Source organism: Devosia epidermidihirudinis, from assembly GCF_000971295.1.
Lineage (GTDB): Bacteria > Pseudomonadota > Alphaproteobacteria > Rhizobiales > Devosiaceae > Devosia > Devosia epidermidihirudinis.
Genome location: NZ_LANJ01000019.1, coordinates 39,116 through 55,985 on the forward strand (window position 1 = coordinate 39,116; position 16,870 = coordinate 55,985).

At 61.1% G+C, this 16,870-nt stretch carries 16 protein-coding genes; 5 read left to right on the plus strand and 11 right to left on the minus strand.

Annotated elements, in window-relative coordinates:
- Positions 1–48 precede the first annotated feature (48 nt).
- The 3 genes from WH87_RS11935 to WH87_RS19820 all read left to right on the plus strand — a co-directional run bounded on the left by WH87_RS11935 (position 49) and on the right by WH87_RS19820 (position 4,207).
- Positions 49–1,275, plus strand: coding sequence for an FIST signal transduction protein (locus tag WH87_RS11935; RefSeq protein ID WP_046137539.1), 1,227 nt, complete (start codon positions 49–51; stop codon positions 1,273–1,275).
- Between the two features lie 5 nt (positions 1,276–1,280).
- Complete coding sequence (locus WH87_RS11940; protein WP_046137538.1) at positions 1,281–3,194, plus strand: putative bifunctional diguanylate cyclase/phosphodiesterase; 1,914 nt, start codon at positions 1,281–1,283, stop codon at positions 3,192–3,194.
- Positions 3,195–3,535: 341 nt separating this feature from the next.
- Complete coding sequence (locus tag WH87_RS19820) at positions 3,536–4,207, plus strand: helix-turn-helix transcriptional regulator (RefSeq protein ID WP_197410796.1); 672 nt, start codon at positions 3,536–3,538, stop codon at positions 4,205–4,207.
- Here WH87_RS19820 and WH87_RS11950 read toward each other — a convergent pair.
- Positions 4,204–4,860, minus strand: a complete 657-nt coding sequence (locus tag WH87_RS11950; RefSeq protein ID WP_197410797.1) for a helix-turn-helix domain-containing protein — start codon at positions 4,858–4,860, stop codon at positions 4,204–4,206. The two genes, WH87_RS19820 and WH87_RS11950, sit on opposite strands and share 4 nt — an antisense overlap.
- 301 nt (positions 4,861–5,161) lie before the next feature.
- On the opposite strand from WH87_RS11950, the gene WH87_RS11955 reads away from it, so the two are divergent.
- On the plus strand, positions 5,162–5,497 hold the full coding sequence (locus tag WH87_RS11955) for a hypothetical protein (RefSeq protein ID WP_046137536.1): 336 nt from the start codon (positions 5,162–5,164) through the stop codon (positions 5,495–5,497).
- On the opposite strand, the gene WH87_RS11960 is transcribed toward WH87_RS11955, so the two are convergent.
- The 9 genes from WH87_RS11960 to WH87_RS12000 all read right to left on the minus strand — a co-directional run bounded on the left by WH87_RS11960 (position 5,494) and on the right by WH87_RS12000 (position 15,200).
- Positions 5,494–5,886, minus strand: a complete 393-nt coding sequence (locus tag WH87_RS11960) for a barstar family protein (protein WP_046137535.1) — start codon at positions 5,884–5,886, stop codon at positions 5,494–5,496. The two genes, WH87_RS11955 and WH87_RS11960, sit on opposite strands and share 4 nt — an antisense overlap.
- Positions 5,887–5,987: 101 nt before the next feature.
- The gene (gene araD1, locus WH87_RS11965) at positions 5,988–6,986 is read right to left on the minus strand and encodes an AraD1 family protein (protein WP_046137619.1); all 999 of its coding nucleotides are present in this window, start codon (positions 6,984–6,986) and stop codon (positions 5,988–5,990) included.
- An 8-nt stretch (positions 6,987–6,994) separates the two neighbouring features.
- Positions 6,995–7,774: an SDR family NAD(P)-dependent oxidoreductase gene (locus WH87_RS11970; protein WP_046137534.1), complete on the minus strand. Its 780-nt coding sequence runs from the start codon at positions 7,772–7,774 to the stop codon at positions 6,995–6,997.
- Between the two features lie 12 nt (positions 7,775–7,786).
- A complete protein-coding gene (locus WH87_RS11975; RefSeq protein WP_046137533.1) occupies positions 7,787–9,514 on the minus strand; it encodes an IlvD/Edd family dehydratase in 1,728 nt (575 codons plus the stop codon).
- Entirely contained in the window at positions 9,511–10,281 is a 771-nt protein-coding gene (locus WH87_RS11980; protein ID WP_245622397.1) for a FadR/GntR family transcriptional regulator, read from the minus strand. Before WH87_RS11980 ends, WH87_RS11975 begins: the two co-directional genes overlap by 4 nt.
- A gap of 155 nt (positions 10,282–10,436) precedes the next feature.
- A complete protein-coding gene (locus tag WH87_RS11985) occupies positions 10,437–11,495 on the minus strand; it encodes an aldose epimerase family protein (RefSeq protein WP_046137531.1) in 1,059 nt (352 codons plus the stop codon).
- 30 nt (positions 11,496–11,525) lie between these two features.
- On the minus strand, positions 11,526–12,557 hold the full coding sequence (locus WH87_RS11990; RefSeq protein WP_046137530.1) for an ABC transporter permease: 1,032 nt from the start codon (positions 12,555–12,557) through the stop codon (positions 11,526–11,528).
- Positions 12,558–12,663: 106 nt separating this feature from the next.
- Complete coding sequence (locus tag WH87_RS11995) at positions 12,664–14,184, minus strand: sugar ABC transporter ATP-binding protein (RefSeq protein WP_046137529.1); 1,521 nt, start codon at positions 14,182–14,184, stop codon at positions 12,664–12,666.
- 62 nt (positions 14,185–14,246) lie between these two features.
- A complete protein-coding gene (locus WH87_RS12000) occupies positions 14,247–15,200 on the minus strand; it encodes a substrate-binding domain-containing protein (protein WP_046137528.1) in 954 nt (317 codons plus the stop codon).
- A gap of 561 nt (positions 15,201–15,761) precedes the next feature.
- Here WH87_RS12000 and WH87_RS12005 point away from each other — a divergent pair.
- Positions 15,762–16,334 carry a GNAT family N-acetyltransferase gene (locus tag WH87_RS12005; protein ID WP_046137527.1) on the plus strand — a complete coding sequence of 191 codons (573 nt, stop codon included), beginning with the start codon at positions 15,762–15,764 and terminating at the stop codon, positions 16,332–16,334.
- Here the strand turns inward: WH87_RS12005 and WH87_RS12010 are convergent.
- Positions 16,331–16,786 carry a carboxymuconolactone decarboxylase family protein gene (locus WH87_RS12010; protein WP_046137526.1) on the minus strand — a complete coding sequence of 152 codons (456 nt, stop codon included), beginning with the start codon at positions 16,784–16,786 and terminating at the stop codon, positions 16,331–16,333. The two genes, WH87_RS12005 and WH87_RS12010, sit on opposite strands and share 4 nt — an antisense overlap.
- Between the last annotated feature and the right edge of the window lie 84 nt (positions 16,787–16,870).

Below are 16,870 nucleotides of genomic sequence, written 5' to 3' on the forward strand. Positions count from 1 at the left end.
CCCTAGTCTATAGACCATGAGTGTCTATGGGCGCGGGGGCAGCCGGTTATGGTATCACTGAAATCTTTCCTATCTGCCGACACGGTCACGACGACTGCTGTCGCAGATTTGCGCGCCCAGACTGCTGCATTGACTGGCGAGCCATCAATGCTCTGCGTGTTCTATGACAGTGACCACCACGATGCCCCGATCACCGATTTTCTCGCAGAACGCTTCCCCGGCGTCCCCGTGCTGGGCGGAACCTCCTGCGACGGTGGCATGAACCAGCTGGGTCTAGGCGGCCGCGGCTCAATTGCCCTTCTCGCCATCACCGATCCCGAGGGCGATTATGGCACAGCCAGCGTCCTGCTTGATGGCGATGCTGCAACCTGCGCCGAGAAGGCACTTCATGCGGCATTGGACAATGCTGGTTGCCCCGGCGAACTGCCGGAGCTGATCTGGATTTACCAGGCGCCGGGCCATGAAGAAGAAGTCATCGCCGGGCTGCGCCGGGTGGTGGGCGACCGCTGCCCGATCATTGGTGGCAGTTCTGCCGACAACGATGTCTCCGGAAAATGGCGACAGCTCGGCAGCGACGGCGTCATGACGGACGGACTTGTGGTTGGCGTGTTTCTCTCGTCGGGCGGCGTCGGGTTTGCCTTTCAGGGCGGCTATGAACCTGCGGGCGCCAGCGGCGTCGTGACCAAGGTCGCCTATGCAACCAACGGCGCTACCGGTGTCGTCACCCAGGCGCGCGGGCGCCGCATCATTACCATCGACCACAAGCCTGCGGCCGAAGTGTACAACCGTTGGACCGATGGGCTGGTCAGCGGGAAACTCAGCACGGGCGGCAACATTCTGGCTGAAACCAGCATGCATCCCCTCGGCATTGACGCGGGAAAGATCGAGGACGTGACCCACTATCTGGTCGTCCACCCCGATCAAGTTCTGGAGGGCGGTGTTCTCTCCACCTTTGCCGAGGTTGAGGAAGGCACTCGCCTGTTCTCGATGCGCGGCGACAAAGCCCGTCTAGTGGAGCGCGCAGGCAAGGTCACCGCCGCCGCTGTGGCCAACATTCCGGGGGGCGCAGCCAATGTCGCCGGCGCCCTGATTGTCTACTGCGCCGGGTGCAAGATGGCGGTTGGCGAGCAGATGGAAGGCGTCGCTGATGCTGTTACCAAGAGCCTGCGTGGCGCCCCTTTTGTCGGATGCTTCACCTTTGGCGAACAGGGCGTGGTCTTGAACAAGAATGCCCATGGCAACCTGATGATTTCTGCGGTGGCGTTCGGTCGGTAAGCGTCATGGAAGGCAACGAAGAACTTCGCGAAACCCTGGTCGGCATGCGCCAGGAACTGGATAGTCTGCGCACCGAGGCCGCACATGCCACGCTGCTGCTGCAGGCCCTCGACACCCTGCTCGTGGTCAAGGAGAACGACGACCCATTCACCGGGGTTTTCGGTGCGCTCCTGCCGGTTTTTGAGGCCAGCCATGCCATCGTGCTTGTGCAAGCCGAAGAAGGCTCAGACGAGCTCGAGTGCACCGCGTCCAGCCACCCTGCGCTCCTCTCATTGCGCTGCAAGGCCGATGCCCTTTTGACCAAGGTGCTGGGGGGCCGCATCGTGACGACGCTGACCGACAGCGCCCTGCCCGATTGGTTGCTCGACACCTCAGATGACCTGAGCAAGTCCCAACCCGCGCTTTACCTTCCCCTGGGCGTGCGTGACCGGCGCGGGATGCTGGTCCTGCTGCGGCGCCCGGATCAGGACGGTTTCGATCGCGCCCATGTCGCGCTCGCCCGAAAGTTTTCGCTGCTGGCGTCACACGCCATGGCAGCCAGCCGCGCGCACCAGACCGAGGCGGAAAGCCATCGCCTGAAGCACCTGACCGATCAGCTGACCCAGAGCCAGAGCGCACTGGCTCATCGCGTCAATCACGACCAGCTCACTGGCCTTGCCAACCGCGCTTATGTGCAGGAATTGGTCGACAAGCGCTTGTCGACGAAGAAGGACGGCGAGCGGCTCGCCCTGGCCTTTATCGATCTCGACGACTTCAAGCGGGTCAACGATTTCTACGGGCACGCTGTGGGGGATGCCCTCCTCTGCGGTGTGGCAGAGCGAATCCAGTCGCAGTTGCGCATGACCGATATTCTGGGCCGTATCAGTGGTGATGAATTCGTCCTAGTTCTCGATCCATTCGTGGAGCGCCGTGAGATTTCGGTGCTGGTCAACCGCGTGCGCGACCTGCTGAAAAAACCCTTCGCCATCGAGGGTCTCAGCGTCAAATGCTCCGGCTCCGTCGGTGTGGCCATTTTTCCCACCCATGGCAGAGACTATGAAACTCTGCGCCGCAATGCCGACGCGGCCATGTACAGCACCAAAAGCACGGCCAAAGGCAATGTGACCTACTTCAGCAAGGCCATGGGCCAGCAGATGGACGAGCGCATGTCCCTTGAGGAGCGCTTGCGCAACGGCTTTGCCGAGCGGCAGTTCCGCTGCGTGTTGCAGGCCAAGGTCGACATGGGCACGCGGCGCGTTGTGGGCTTTGAAACCTTGGCCCGCTGGGTCGATAGTGAGGGGGTCGTGCACCCGCCTGCGACCTTCCTGCAACCTGCCGGTGAGTTGGGGCTGCTCGACGGCATTACCGGCATGTTGCTCGACGAGCTGATCCAGAAACTGCCCACCCTGAACAAGACCTTCGGGCGCGACATGCGCTACAGCGTCAATGTGTCGGCAGCCCAGGCGAGCCGCCCCGGCTTCATGCGTTCGATCGTGCGGCAGGTTCAGTCCAGCGGCAGTGCCGGCAATTTCATGCTGGAGCTGACCGAGGAATCCCTCATCACCGCCAGCGTGTTCCAGACCCAGACCCTGCCGATGATGCGCGAGGCCGGCGTCGGCATTTCCATCGATGACTTCGGCACTGGCTATTCCAGTCTGTCCACGTTGGCTGATATCACAGCGGACGAGCTCAAGATCGACCGCTCGTTCATCTCTTCGATCCATCTGCGCCCACGCAGCCAGTCCATTTTGCGCGCCATTGAATCTCTCGGCGCAGCGCTCGGAATTTATCTAGTCGCCGAGGGCGTCGAGACTGAAGAAGAGCTGCACTTTTTGCAGGACAATACGGCCATCACTCTTGGCCAAGGATACCTGTTCCACCGTCCCGAGTTTATCGATGATCTGGTGGCCAATAGCGGCCTTGGTGTCCACGCGGCATAGCAAGTCGGGGGCAGAGTTGTTTGGGAACGCAAGCTGTTGAGCCGCAACAATTCTGCCCCCAACCACGCCTTCTGGGGTGAAGAAGTCGGTGACTTTACCCGGGCCTAAACCCTGGTCGGGAGGTCCGACCATTCTCCGAGGGACGAATCAAAGATAGGTGCTAAGCGACTGATTCTTAATCGTAAGGTTTTCCCTTGCGGTTTTTTACCTCGGTACTTTTTCCAGTGGCGTTTGTATCCACCCCCCAATAATTTCAGATGCATGGTCGCGATTCTTCCTCAACGGGAAGGGCTTTCGCCAGTGGGGCAAAACCGGCAATGCTAGCGCTTGTAGAAGATTATTTGGCACGTACGCTTGCGGCGAAGGGCGATGAAGACATCGTCCTTGTCCTGGGGCAACTCGCTTCGAAACTCGGTTTCCGAAGCGGGTATCTGGTTGAGTACACGAGCACGCTACGGGCAGCTCTGCAGGTGCTCGACAGCGACCCCGGCCGCACCGAATGGTGGGACCGTTTCTTCGCCTACGGCGCCCGCTCCAACGCACTCTTTGATGCCCGACGTAACCCTGATGCGCTCCTGCATTATCTCGATGCGTCGCGTTTCCACCAACCCAACGATCCCGTTCTGACGCTGGCGCGCCAGATGGATATGATCAACACCCTTTTGCTGCCCATCGACTTCGACGGTGAGGTGGTTGGTTTGTTGGGCTTTTGTGGAGAGAAACGCCTGACGCCGGATCAGGAAATTGCGCTGCAGCTGATCGGTTATAACCTATTCTCGCAGACCCGTTCGTTCCGCGTTCCGGGCATCAAAACCTCTGCGACCAGCCTGACACCCCGCGAGCGTGAAGTGCTGGGCCTGTCGGCAAAAGGACTGACCTCACAAGAAGTGGCCGAGCGCCTGGGGATGTCGCCACGCACAGTCAATCACCACGTGGATAACGTGGCGATCAAGCTGGGCACCAGGAACCGCGTTCACACGGTTGCCGAGGCGATCCGGCGCGACCTGCTTTAGCGCAACAGCCCGCGCCGCATAGCTTCCGCGACCGCATGGACGCGATTGCGGGCATTGAGCTTACTGGACACATTATCGACATGCTGGTTGACCGTGCGCGGGGACATCCCCAGCTCGTTCGCAACCATTTCGGATGTGAGCCCAGCCGCGGATAACTCCATCACCTGATGCTCGCGCGGGGTCAGGGCGACGTGCGGGCGGGAGCTCGACGCCAGGTAATTTGCCTGGACCAGCAACGAGTAGCAGACGATCTCCAGCGCAACCTCGAAATCAGTGTGGTCCATCCGCTCGCCGGTGAAACAAACCATCCCGCGGAGTTGGGTGTCGAAGGTGACTGGGACGACGGTTACGGTGGTGAAGTCGTAGGTCGCCGCGTAGGGATAGCTCGCGTCGTCAGGCGATATTTCGACAAAGTGGATGCCGCTGAGCGCCATCCTGTCCGTGGCAGCGCGGACAGAGGATATCAGGGCACCCTCAGGGTCCCCATGCCACCAGATTGAGCGATTCCTGTCGCTGTCCCAAAGCCTTGTGGCCAGCGAACGATCTTGCGGAAAAACAACGAGAAATGCCCCCCGATACCCGAGGTGCTCGGCCAGGTGACCGAGCAGCAAATCGATATCGGCGCTTTCGCGTACATCGGGGATACGGCGCAATATTGCATCTACAAACGCATGCATTCAGAACGGCCCCCCTATTCATCTTGCACCACTAAGGTAAGCGATTTGCGGTAATCAATCCAGTGCGTCCGCCCGCCGCACGGCACTCACATGGTGTGAACATAGTGCGATAGGCGCGGTTAGCCGTATCGGGCGATAATGCGGGAGGTTCGGAAACACGCTCAAAAACGCCGGAAATTACTCATGCTCAACAGAAAATTCATCGCGCTCACCGACAGCGATGGACGCCGGGGCAATCATACCTTTTGATGACGCGATAATTTCTTGGGGGTGGGCAATGACGAATTACGAGCCAGGCGAGCAGCGGGTTGAGCTGCTGTTCCGCAACGGTACGGTCACCGTTGTGGGAATCGTTCTGGCATTCTCACTGGGCTTTCTAACTCAGTGGGCGAGCAACCCGATTCCCTGGACGATGGTTGACCTGCCCACCGTGGGACTGATCTCGCTGGGCATTACGTTGCAGACCATTGCGCTACTCAAACTGCTCCAACATACCTCGCTCGAACGAACCAAATTTGATCGCGCCACATCCCAGTTCGTGGCTGGCGTGGTGTCGACCGTGATCGGCGTGATCTCCGCCATCATCATCGACTTCATCCAGCTGGTGACCTAGCGCGCGATCAGCGTGATGTTGGGATGATCGCCAATGATCTCCAGCAGGATTTCAAAATAGGTTTGCCCCTCGCCCGCATCGAGCGCCGCAAGGTCGCGCTCGATACGCGCAGTGTCGAACCTGTCGGGATGGGATAGTTTGGCGCTCAGAAACCGTCGCGTCACATCCCGCCCCAGGCGATCCCTTGACCGCTCGAACTCGGTCCAGACCAGATCAATCGCCTCGTTCCCCTCAATGGCGCCAAACCCGCCATAGAGCAGATCGTTGAAGGCATCGAGGCTTTCACCCAGCTGCCAGTCGACACCTACCATGAACACGCGATTGATCTCGGCGTAGAACGAGCCAATGTCGTCTATGGCGCCGCCGTCGATGGTGATGGTCTTGCTCAACGCGCAACTCCCTGCCGTGTCGCCCAGCAATGCGCAGATGATTTCGACGATTTTCGGACAAATGAAAAACCCGACCTCCGTGAAGGTCGGGTTCCTGTTGCCTAGAGCGCTGTGACGCTCACGAGGCCCTCATCTTCAACAAGCTCCATGCGGTTGCGCAGTGGTTTGCCGAAGGCTGGGGCTTCGATGATGTATTCGTCGCCGGGTTCGGTTTTCACGGCGAAGGCGTAGCTCATGACGGCCGCGCCAAAGAAGTAGGCATGCAGATCGCCGGGGCGGCGGTGCATGGGGTAGCGGAAATGGTAGTGCTCCAGATTGCCGATGGAGTGCGACATGTGCGCTTCGCCCGACAGGAACTCCTCATCCCAGACCACTGCCCCATCGCGCACGATGCGTGAGCGCCCGCGCACTTCCTGCGGCAGCTCACCTATCAGCAGCTCAGGTCCGATCGAGCATGAGCGCAGCTTGGAATGAGCGAGGAACAGATAGTTCTCGCCTTCCGTCACATGGTCGGAATACTCGTTTCCGAGCGCATAACCGATGCGATAGGGCTTGCCGTCCGGGTCGTTGATATAGAGCCCGACGATCTCGGCCTCCTCAGCGCCCGCCTTGGCAAAGGCCGGCAGTGGCAGCGGCGCACCGGGCGGCACGACGCATGTGCCGACGCCCTTGAAAAACCACTCCGGCTGCACACCCAGCTGACCTGCTGCCGGCTTGCCGCCCTCAAGACCCATACGGAAGATCTTGAGCGAGTCAGACTCGTCGGCATCTTCGCCGTGGGTCAGCACATGCATCTTGTCGCGGGCATTAGCGCTGCCGGTATGGGTCAGGCCCGTGCCGGTGATGAGGAAACGCGCAGGCTCGTCATGATCGAGCGGCGCCAAGACGCGATTGTGCTGCAACAGCGCATCGTAATCGACGCTCTCCGTGGTGACGCGCTCCGTGACCACAGTGCTGAGCGCCACCTTGCGCGCAATGGCCGCTTCGGCCAGCTCGCGAACCGACTGCGTATCCTTGAGCGGGTGCAGGTGATTGCCGTCAGCCGAGACCTGGCCGACGCGGCGCTGGCCACTTTCGCTGAGATATTGAACGAGACGCATGGACAGGCTCATACCCAGCCTCCATCGACGATAAATTGCTGGCTGGTGCACATGCGGCTGTCGTCGGCCGCGAGAAACAGCGCCATGCGCGCAATATCAGACGGCTGCAAGCGATCTGGCAGGCACTGGCGTTCTTCGATCTGGCGTTCGCCTGCCTCGTTCAGCCACAAGCGAACCTGACGCTCGGTCATTACCCAACCGGGCACCATGCAATTGACGCGGATGCGCTCGGGACCGAGTTCGCGCGCCAGCGCACGGGTCATGCCATAGACGGCTGCCTTGGCCGTGACGTAGGCCGGGCAATCGGGATCGCCCACCATCCAGGTGATGGAGCCGAAATTGATGATCGAACCGCCGCCCTGCGCCTTCATGTGCGGGCGCACGGCCTGCGCGGCAAAGAACTGATGGCGCAGATTGACCGCCATGCGATCATCCCAATAGGCCACCGTCACATCTTCGGTCTGGTGACGATCGTCGCTGCCGGCATTGTTGCAGAGAACATTGATCGGACCATTTTCGGCCACGGCGCGGTCAACCGCGTCGCGCAGATCGTCGACATTGCGCAGATCGCAGGGGATGAACAGCGGCGCAGGATCGCCGGCGGCGGCGATGTCGGCCACCAGCTTCTGGGAAGCTTCCTCGGCAATATCGACAAAGGTCACGCGGCTCTTTTGCGCGCAGAAGTGGCGAACCAGGCTTTCCCCGATGCCGCTGCCGCCCCCGGTGATGAAGACACTCTTGCCTGCAAGGCTGGCATAGACTGCCGGATGGGTGATGTCGGTGCTCATAAGGCCCCTCCCTTAGTGCGAGTTTCGGGGGATGCCGGCATCGCGCCGCCCCACGAGAAAGTCGAAGTCGCAGCCGGCATCAGCCTGCAGCACCCGTTCGACATAAAGACTGCGATAGCCGCTGGCCGGAGGCTCGAGCGGCTTCCACTCGCGGCGGCGCAGCTCCAGCTCTTCGTCGGACACCATCAGCTCAAGGCGCCGTCCGGCCACATCGAGCTCGATGATGTCGCCATCCTTCACCAGCGCGAGATTGCCACCGGCGGCCGCTTCGGGCGCAACATGCAGCACCACCGTGCCATAGGCCGTGCCGCTCATGCGCGCGTCGGAAATGCGCACCATGTCGGAGACGCCCTGCTTGAGCAGCTTGGCCGGCAGGGGCATGTTCCCCACCTCGGCCATGCCGGGATAGCCTCGTGGCCCGCAATTCTTCAGCACCATCACCGACGTCGCGTCGATATCGAGCTCGGGATCATCGATGCGGGCGTAATAGTGCTCGATATTTTCGAACACCACCGCCTTGCCGCGATGCTGCATCAGCTCGGGCGTGGCCGCCGATGGCTTGATGACAGCGCCGCTGGGCGCAAGGTTGCCCTTAAGCACCGCAATGCCGCCTTCCTTGGTCAGCGGGTTGTCCCACTCGCGGATGACGTCCTTGTTGTAGTTGGGCGCATTGCGGATGTTTTCGCCGATAGTCTTGCCGTTGACGGTCAATTCATTGGCGTGAAGCATTCCGGCTTCATCGAGCGCCGACATCACCGTCGACAGCCCGCCAGCGTAGTAGAAGTCTTCCATCAGGAAGCGACCCGACGGCATCAGGTCGACAATGGTCGGCACGCCGCGCCCCAGGCGATCCCAATCACCCAGATCCAGTTCAACACCGATGCGACGCGCTATGGCGATCAGATGCAGCACGGCATTGGTCGAGCCACCGATGGCACCATTGACGCGAATGGCGTTCTCAAACGCGGCCTTGGTGAGGATCTGCGCAATCTTGACGTCCTTGCGCACCAGATCGACGATCTGGCGACCGGCCAGATGCGCCAGCACACCGCGTCGCGCATCAACCGCCGGAATGGCAGCGTTGTCGGGCATGCCAATGCCCAAAGCTTCAACCATGCTGGCCATGGTGGAGGCCGTACCCATGGTCATGCAGGAGCCCGCCGACCGGCTCTGGCCCTGCTCGGCCGACACGAAATCCTCTTCGGACATGCGCCCGGCTTTCACCTCTTCGGCGAACTTCCACACATGGGTACCCGAGCCGATATCCTGGCCGCGGAACTTGCCATTGAGCATGGGGCCGCCCGAAATGGCGATTGTTGGCAGATTGGCCGAGGCCGCGCCCATCAGCAGGGCCGGCGTGGTCTTGTCGCAGCCAACCAGCAGGATGACGCCATCGAGCGGATTGCTGGTGATGGATTCCTCAACGTCCATGCTGGCGAGGTTACGGAACAGCATGGCCGTGGGGCGCATATTGCTTTCGCCCAGCGACATCACCGGAAATTCCAGTGGCAAGCCGCCAGCTTCATAAACGCCGCGCTTCACATGCTCGGCGATGCCGCGCAGATGGGCGTTGCAGGGGGTCAGCTCGGACCAGGTATTGCAGATGCCGATCACCGGACGCCCATCAAAGGCATCGTCGGGCAGACCCTGGTTCTTCATCCAGCTTCTATGCATGAAGGCGTTTTTGCCATTGCCGCCGAACCATGCGGTGGAACGGAGGCGACGTTTTTCGTCGGTCACGGCTTGTGTCCTTGACTAGGGGTGCGCGCCTCGATCCAGCGCCGCACGTCTTGTTCTGCATTGTCGATGAGCACCAGCATCGCGTCGCGCGCGCCGGTCTCGTCGCCAGCTTCAATTTTTTCAGCCACCGCCCGGTGGAGCGGCAGGGAGTGGCCCTGCCCTTCCGGGTTGTCATTGGACAGGCGGAAGCTGAGGATGAGTGCGGTTTCAATCAGAGCCGCCAGCGAGCCAATCAGCTCATTGCCGGTCATCCGCAAAATCGTCTGGTGGAACACCAGGTCGGGCTCGGCGAAACGATCGCTGTCGTCGCCAACCTCTTCCATGCGCTCCAAAGCGGTATTGAGCTGGGCCACCTGCACCGGGCTTGCCCGACGCGCCGCCAGCGCTGCCGACATCGGCTCGATGGCCCGACGCAATTCGAACAGCGCGTTGACATCGTCCGGATTGCCCACGCTGGCGTAACGCCATGACAGCACGTCCGGATCGAGGAAATTCCAGTCGGCACGGGGGCGAACCCGCGTCCCGGTCTTGGGGCGGGACTCGACCAGCCCCTTACCCGCCAGAACCTTGATTGCTTCGCGCAACACCGTGCGACTGACGCCCATCATCTCGCTGGTTTCGTCCGCCGTTGGCAGCGTCTCACCGGGCTGGAAATCACCCGCCACAATACGTCGGCCAATCTGGCTGACCACCGTGTGATGCAGGCTCACGCCTGGGGCCTGGGGACCACCCGAAACGACTGGACGGGCAGTGCTGAACGCTTTCACAATCTTATTCTTCATATGATATGAATTATACCTGAAAGGCAGATGCGTCAACAATTTGGACGCCCGCGATTGTCGTTTACCGGCCGACTTGCCGCGCTCGACAGTATTCCCCGAGCGCCGCAAATTGTCCGATGGTGGCTGTTGGCAAAACTTCTCTATCGAGCAGAGAAGCTGAACACCATCGTATGATGATAATGCTCGCCTGGGTGCAGCTCACAATCGGGGAAGTGCGCATTATTGGGCGCATCCGGGAACTTCTGCGTTTCCAGCGTAAAACCGGCATATTTGCAGAGTTTCAGGCCCTGCTTGCCGACGATGTCGGTGTTGAGATAGCCGCCAGTATAGAACTGCACGCCAGGCTCGCTCGTTTCCAGCCGCATCACGCGACCTGAGGCCGGATCAAACGCCTCGGCGCAGGGGCGCAGGCTCTGGCCGGCATTGTCGAGGCACCAGTTGTGGTCATAGCCACCGCCCTCGCCAAAGATGCCGCTGCCAACCGATTCCAGCTTGGCGATTTCCCCGCCGATGGGGCGCAGGGTGCGGAAGTCGTATGGCGTATTGGCGACTGACAGGATTTCCCCGGTCGGCATCAGTTCATCATCGATTGGGGTGAAAAAGCGGCTGTTGAGGTGGATCTGCTGATCGAGCACCGAGCCCGACCCCTGACCCGCCAGGTTGAAATACGAGTGGTGCACGAGGTTGAGGATGGTGTGTTTGTCGACATCGCCTTCCATGTCGATCCGCAGCACATTGTCCTCGCCCAGCGTATAGGTAGCGCGCAGCTCGGCCTTGCCCGGAAAGCCCATCTCGCCATCGGGCGAGACGCAGGTGAAGGCGACGCTATTGGCGGCCTCGTTGATTTCGAAGGCCCAGTTCTTGCGGTCCAGCCCGTCAACGCCACCATGCAGATGGTTCGGCGCCTCGTTCACGTCCAGCTGAATGGCCTCGCCTTCGAGCGAGAACTGGCCATTGGTGATGCGGTTGCCATAGCGGCCACAGGTGGCACCGAAAAAGGTGTCGGTGGCCACGTAGCTGTCAACGTCATCAAAGCCGAGCACAATGTCAGCCAGCGCGCCGTTACGGTCGGGCACCCACAATTCGGTGAGGCGCGCGCCATAGGTGATGAGCTTGGCCTTCACGCCATTCTTGTTGCTGAGGATGATCGCGGTAACGGCCTCGCCGCCGAGTGCGCCAAATACTTCCTGGGTAATCATTATCTTACTCTATGCTTTGAAATCAGTGATTTAGGAGCGGCCCAACCCACGGCGGGCGAAGATGTTGAAGGCAACGGCCAGCACGATGATCAGCCCGACAATGATCTGCTGCCAGTAGACGTTGACGTTGAGCATCACGAGGCCGTTGAGCAGAACACCGATCAACAACGCGCCGATGACTGTGCCGCCAATGCCGCCGACGCCGCCAAAAAGGCTGGTACCACCGATGACCACGGAGGCGATGACGCGCAGCTCAAACCCGGCCCCGGCCACCGCTTCGGACGAGCCGAGGCGCGCGCTGAGCAGGAACCCGGCAAGCCCGGCCAGAAGGCCCGAAATCAGGTAGACCCATGTGATGGTGCGATCGACATTGAGACCGGCGAGACGGGCCGCCTGGGCGTTGCCGCCCACGGCATAAACGTCACGGCCAAACTTGGTGTAGCGCAGCGTGAGATGGGCCAGCAGGGCCACCACGATAAAGATCACCACCGGGGTCGGCACGGTGTCGAAAAGGACGCGGCCCTGCCCCCACCAACGGAAGGCCGGATCGGACGTGGCAATCGGGCCGCCGCCGCTGATGACCAGTGTGGCGCCGCGAAACGCCGACATGCCGCCCAGCGTCACGACGAACGCCGGCACGCGCAGCTTGGTGGTGGCCAGACCCTGAAGCCCGCCGCAGGCAGCGCCCACAGCCAGAGCCGCAAGAAACGCCGCCGCCCAGCCGAAACCCTGCGCCGCAGCGCCATCGATGCTGAACGAGCTCATGGTGCCGCCGGTCAGCACCACGGCAGCCACCATGCCGGCCAGTGCCAGAATGGAGCCAACGGACAGATCGATCCCCGCTGCGAGAATGACGAAGGTCGCGCCCACGGCCATCAGGCCGAAGACGGAGACTTCATTGGCGATGTTGAACAGATTGCGCACGCTGAAGAAGCGCTCGTTCATCAGCCCGAAAAACACCACGATGACCAGCAGGAACAGCAATGGCGCGAGCTTGATCGCCCGGCTGGCCAATGCCCCCTTGGTATTGCTGCCAGCGCTGCTCTTGATGGCCTCGGCCATCCCCTCCGAACTGCTCACCTGTGTTCTCCTCCATTATTCTGCTTGCTGCATATCCCCGACCTGCCCGGCGGCCTCTGCCAGCCCGGACGGCGGTGTTGTTCTGAATTCAGTGTGTGGCGCCGGGCAGCATGAGACGCGCAACGTTGGTTTCGTTCGCGGCCTCGCCCTCCAGTTCGCCGGTAACGCGGCCCTCGCACATCACAACAATGCGGTCGCTGACTGCCAGAATCTCCGGCAGCTCCGACGAAATGACGATGACCGAGACGCCCTCGTCGGCGATGGCACAGAGCAAGGCATGAATCTCCGCCTTCGCCCCGACATCAACGCCGCGGGTCGGCTCATCCACGATCAGAAGGCGCGGCTTCAGCGCCAGCCAGCGCGCAAGAATGATCTTCTGCTGATTGCCGCCCGAGAGATTGCCGACAAGCTGGTCGGACGACGACACCTTGATGGCCAGCTTTTTGCGGAAGTCCTGAAACAGCCGCTTTTCCTGCCGCTCGCGCACCCAGCCGAACCAGCCGGTGAGCCCCGACAGCGTCGTGACCGACAGGTTGGTGCTTGAGCTGAGATCGAGAAACAGCGCTTGCTGCTTGCGATCCTCAGGCACGAGCCCAATGCCGGCGGCGATGGCGTCGCGAGGCGAGGCAATAGTTGTGGCGTGACCATCAAGCTTGATGGTGCCCCTGGAGGGCAACTCGGCGCCAAAGATCAGCCGCGCCAACTGCGTGCGCCCCGCCCCGACCAGCCCGGCGATGCCCAGCACTTCGCCGCGACGAACTTCCAGATTGATATCGTGCAGGCTGATGGCATCGGCGCCATGCCCGGCATAGCTGAGATTTTCCACCCGCAGCAGCGGTGAGGCAGCATCGGCCTTGCGTGCTGCGCGCTTGAAGGTTGGCGCGCTTTCGCGCCCGACAATGCTGGCCACCAGCCTGGCCACGGACGTGTCGGCAACCCGCCCCGCCCCAACCAGCCGCCCATCGCGGAGCACTGTGTAGGAGTCGCAGACATCCATCACCTCGGACAGGCGATGGCTGACGAAGATGATGGTGACGCCGTCTGCGCGCAGCGCGCGCATCAGTTCGAGCAGACGCGTCACTTCCGGACCACTCAATGCGGCGGTCGGCTCGTCCATGATGATCAGGCGCGCGTCCATCGACAGCGCTCGACTGATCTCCACCAGCTGCTGGTCGCCCACGCTGAGATCACGCACGATGGCGCGCGGATCGAGTGTGCGGCCAACGCGGCGACAGATATCGCCGGCCAACTGGATCATGCGATCCCAATCGACCACGCCATTGCGCAGCGGCTGGCGGCCCAGAAAGATATTTTCCGCGACGGTGATGTCGGGGATAAGGCTGAATTCCTGATAGATCGTCACGATGCCGGCGCGCTGGGCAGCAATCGGGCTGGAGGGCTCATAGCTCTCTCCGGCGAAGGTGATCGCCCCGCTGCTGGCTGATTGAGCGCCCGACAGGATCTTGAGCAGGGTCGACTTGCCCGCGCCATTTTCACCCAGAAGGGCATGAATTTCCCCTTCCGGCACTTCCAGATCGACACCACCCAGAGCGATGACGCCGGGAAACATCCGGGTGAGATTCTCAACTTTGAGCAGCGGTGCATGCATGGTCAGTTTCCTGCTGGCAGACGGTTCCGGGCGCTCGCGCTGGCAAGCGCCCGGCTCGGCAACTACTGGACTTCACCCAGGCGTTCGGCCTTATCCAGATTGGCGGCGTCGATCGCGAAGGGCTTGAACACGCGGTCTTCCTGCGGCTCGTTGGTCTTGAGGTGAGCCACCATCAGGCGCAGGGCCTCGCGGAACTGCTCGCCGAACTCCATTTCGATGGTGGCATCGAGTTGGCCGTCGCGAATGCTGGCGAGTGCTGGTGGCAGGGCATCAAAACCGATCACTGCAACCTTGCCGCTGAGATTGGCCGCTTCGAGTGCCTCGATGGCACCCAGCGCGCTATCGTCGTTGGCGGCCACGATCACATCAGGTGGGGTATCGAGGCTCTGCAGTACGTTCTGGGTGACTGTCAGACCGTCGGTGCGCAGGAAATTGGCAGTCTGCTCGGCCACGATTGGATACTTATCCGACATGGCGTCGAGGACATTGTGAATGCCACGGTTGCGATCGATGGCTGGGCTCGAACCGGGCTGGCCCTGCAGATGCAGCACGCGTGCGCCATCTGGGAACTTTGCCACGATCCAGTTGGCCTGCGCCTCGCCACCGGCGACGTTATCAGCACCGACAAAGGCCAGCAGGTTATCGACATTCTCAACGCGGCGATCGACGTTGATCACCGGAATGCCTTCGCTGATGGCACCCGAGGTCACCGACGTCAGAGCATTGACGTCGATGGGCGACAGCAGGATGCCATCAACGCCCTGAACGATCATGGTCTCGATATCGGCGACCTGCTTGGGCGAGCTGTTCTGCCCGTCGAGCTGGATAATTTCGACATCACCGATAAGGCCAGCCTCTTCCACCACCGAGTTCAGTGCGTGAACAAAGATGGGAAAGCCCAGGAAGGGTACAGAGACGGCGATCTTGTAGGTTTCGGCCTGCGCAACAGAGCCAGAAGCAAGCGCGAACGAGGCAGCAGCAGCCAGCACTGCCAGACGCGGATAGCGTTTTTGCATGGATAGTCTCCTCCGGGAGTTTTTCTTGTTTTTCGTGTCGAGCCCAGCCTCCCCGCCGGAGACACGACACACCCTCCATCGCCCACTCAACCCGGGCGATAAATATAGCTTGCACGCTTTCAGCCCAGGCTATTTCACCGGAGCCGAATTACTTCAGATCAGTTCAGTCACATGAAATGCAGATTGCACTACAACTCGATCATCCAGAAATATTGACGCAGTTGAACACCCATCAAAAACGTCAGCCTCATCAAAGAGGAGCGTTTAAATTAGATGCTAGCCGTCATGTTTTCTGAGTGATGCCGCCCTCCTCCAAGAGAACTGCGAGAAAAAATGCCCCTCTACATATTTTCATATCTTATGAATAATAGGGGTGATGGGAGCTGTCAATCGGCTTTGACGAACTTGGCCATCCACCGAGCGTCTGGGGAAAACCGGCGCAAGACCGCCGAAATCAGGGCGAAACAGGACGCATCATCGGCTTGAGGCAGCTTTCTTCCCGGCCCAATTGCGCCGTGGAGCGATGCACCATAGGGAAAGTGCCAGACAACGAGACCCGCCATGACTCAAGCCACCACTGCTCTGGCCGCCGCCCTGCAGGATGACCCCTTCTATCGCGCCGTCACCATCACCGCGGAAAACGAGGCCGCGCGGCTGGATATGCTGGCGCAGTATTTCGACCATGCGCTGGAGGAAGCGCGCCATGTGGGCGACGTCCAAATTGCCGGAGATGATGGCGCCGCCATCTGGGTGACCGATATCGCTGATGCGGCGACGGTTGCCGCTGAGTCCGCGCGCCGCACCGCTGCGCTTGGCGTTGTTCTGGGAGATAAGGGTGTTGCGGCCTATGCCGAAATCGGGGCGGCGATGGAGGCTCTGGTGCCAGACCACCTTGCGGACAGCTGGTATCTATCCATTCTGGGTGTGCGGCCCGAGGCGCGCGGGCGCGGCATTGCTCGCGATCTGTTGGCGCCAACGCTGGCCAAGGCTGATATCGCGGGCGCCACGAGCTTTCTGGAAACCTTCAATCCCCTCAGCTTGCCGTTCTACCAGCGGCTGGGATTTGTCGATCAGATCGCCCTGCATGAGCCGGTCACCGACCGGCCCTATTGGCTGATGTGGCGCCAGCGCTAGGCGTGCTTGGCCGCGGCTGGCTGGGCACGAAACGCTACACCTAGTCGATTATAGGCATTCATCAAGCCAATGGCGAAGGTGAGGTCGGCAAGTTCCTTATCGCTGAACGCGGCGGATGCGGCAGCATAGTCGACGTCGGGCACATTGGTTTCCGCAACACGGGTCACGACCTCCGCCCAGGCCAGCGCTGCCCGCTCACGTTGGTCAAACACGGCTCCGGCTTCACGCCACACTGGCACCAGCACCAGCTTGTCCACCGACAGGCCCGACTTGATCAGGTCGCGCGAGTGCATGTCGATGCAATAGGCGCAGCCATTGATCTGCGAGACGCGCAGATAGACCAGGTCGATCAGTGGCTTGGGCAGGCCAGAAGCGTCGATGGCGGCATGAACGGCGCCAAAGGCTCGGTACACTTCGGGCGAAACCTTGGCATATGCAATGCGGTCACTCATGACGACTCCTATGGATTTTCGACGCTGTCATCGGCCGTTCCGCGCCCAAACCCAAGCCAGAAAACACTGCACACTCTGTCGTCA

Excerpts from the sequence above, each read along its gene's own strand:
- WH87_RS11985 (WP_046137531.1), bottom strand. The coding sequence starts at position 11,495 with ATGATTACCCAGGAAGTATTTGGCGCACTCGGCGGCGAGGCCGTTACC.
- WH87_RS12005 (WP_046137527.1), top strand. The coding sequence starts at position 15,762 with ATGACTCAAGCCACCACTGCTCTGGCCGCCGCCCTGCAGGATGACCCC.
- WH87_RS11970 (WP_046137534.1), bottom strand. The coding sequence starts at position 7,774 with ATGAGCACCGACATCACCCATCCGGCAGTCTATGCCAGCCTTGCAGGC.
- WH87_RS11940 (WP_046137538.1), top strand. The coding sequence starts at position 1,281 with ATGGAAGGCAACGAAGAACTTCGCGAAACCCTGGTCGGCATGCGCCAG.
- WH87_RS12010 (WP_046137526.1), bottom strand. The coding sequence starts at position 16,786 with ATGAGTGACCGCATTGCATATGCCAAGGTTTCGCCCGAAGTGTACCGA.
- WH87_RS11955 (WP_046137536.1), top strand. The coding sequence starts at position 5,162 with ATGACGAATTACGAGCCAGGCGAGCAGCGGGTTGAGCTGCTGTTCCGC.
- araD1 (WP_046137619.1), bottom strand. The coding sequence starts at position 6,986 with ATGCGTCTCGTTCAATATCTCAGCGAAAGTGGCCAGCGCCGCGTCGGC.
- WH87_RS11990 (WP_046137530.1), bottom strand. The coding sequence starts at position 12,557 with ATGGCCGAGGCCATCAAGAGCAGCGCTGGCAGCAATACCAAGGGGGCA.
- WH87_RS12000 (WP_046137528.1), bottom strand. The coding sequence starts at position 15,200 with ATGCAAAAACGCTATCCGCGTCTGGCAGTGCTGGCTGCTGCTGCCTCG.
- WH87_RS11995 (WP_046137529.1), bottom strand. The coding sequence starts at position 14,184 with ATGCATGCACCGCTGCTCAAAGTTGAGAATCTCACCCGGATGTTTCCC.
- WH87_RS11935 (WP_046137539.1), top strand. The coding sequence starts at position 49 with ATGGTATCACTGAAATCTTTCCTATCTGCCGACACGGTCACGACGACT.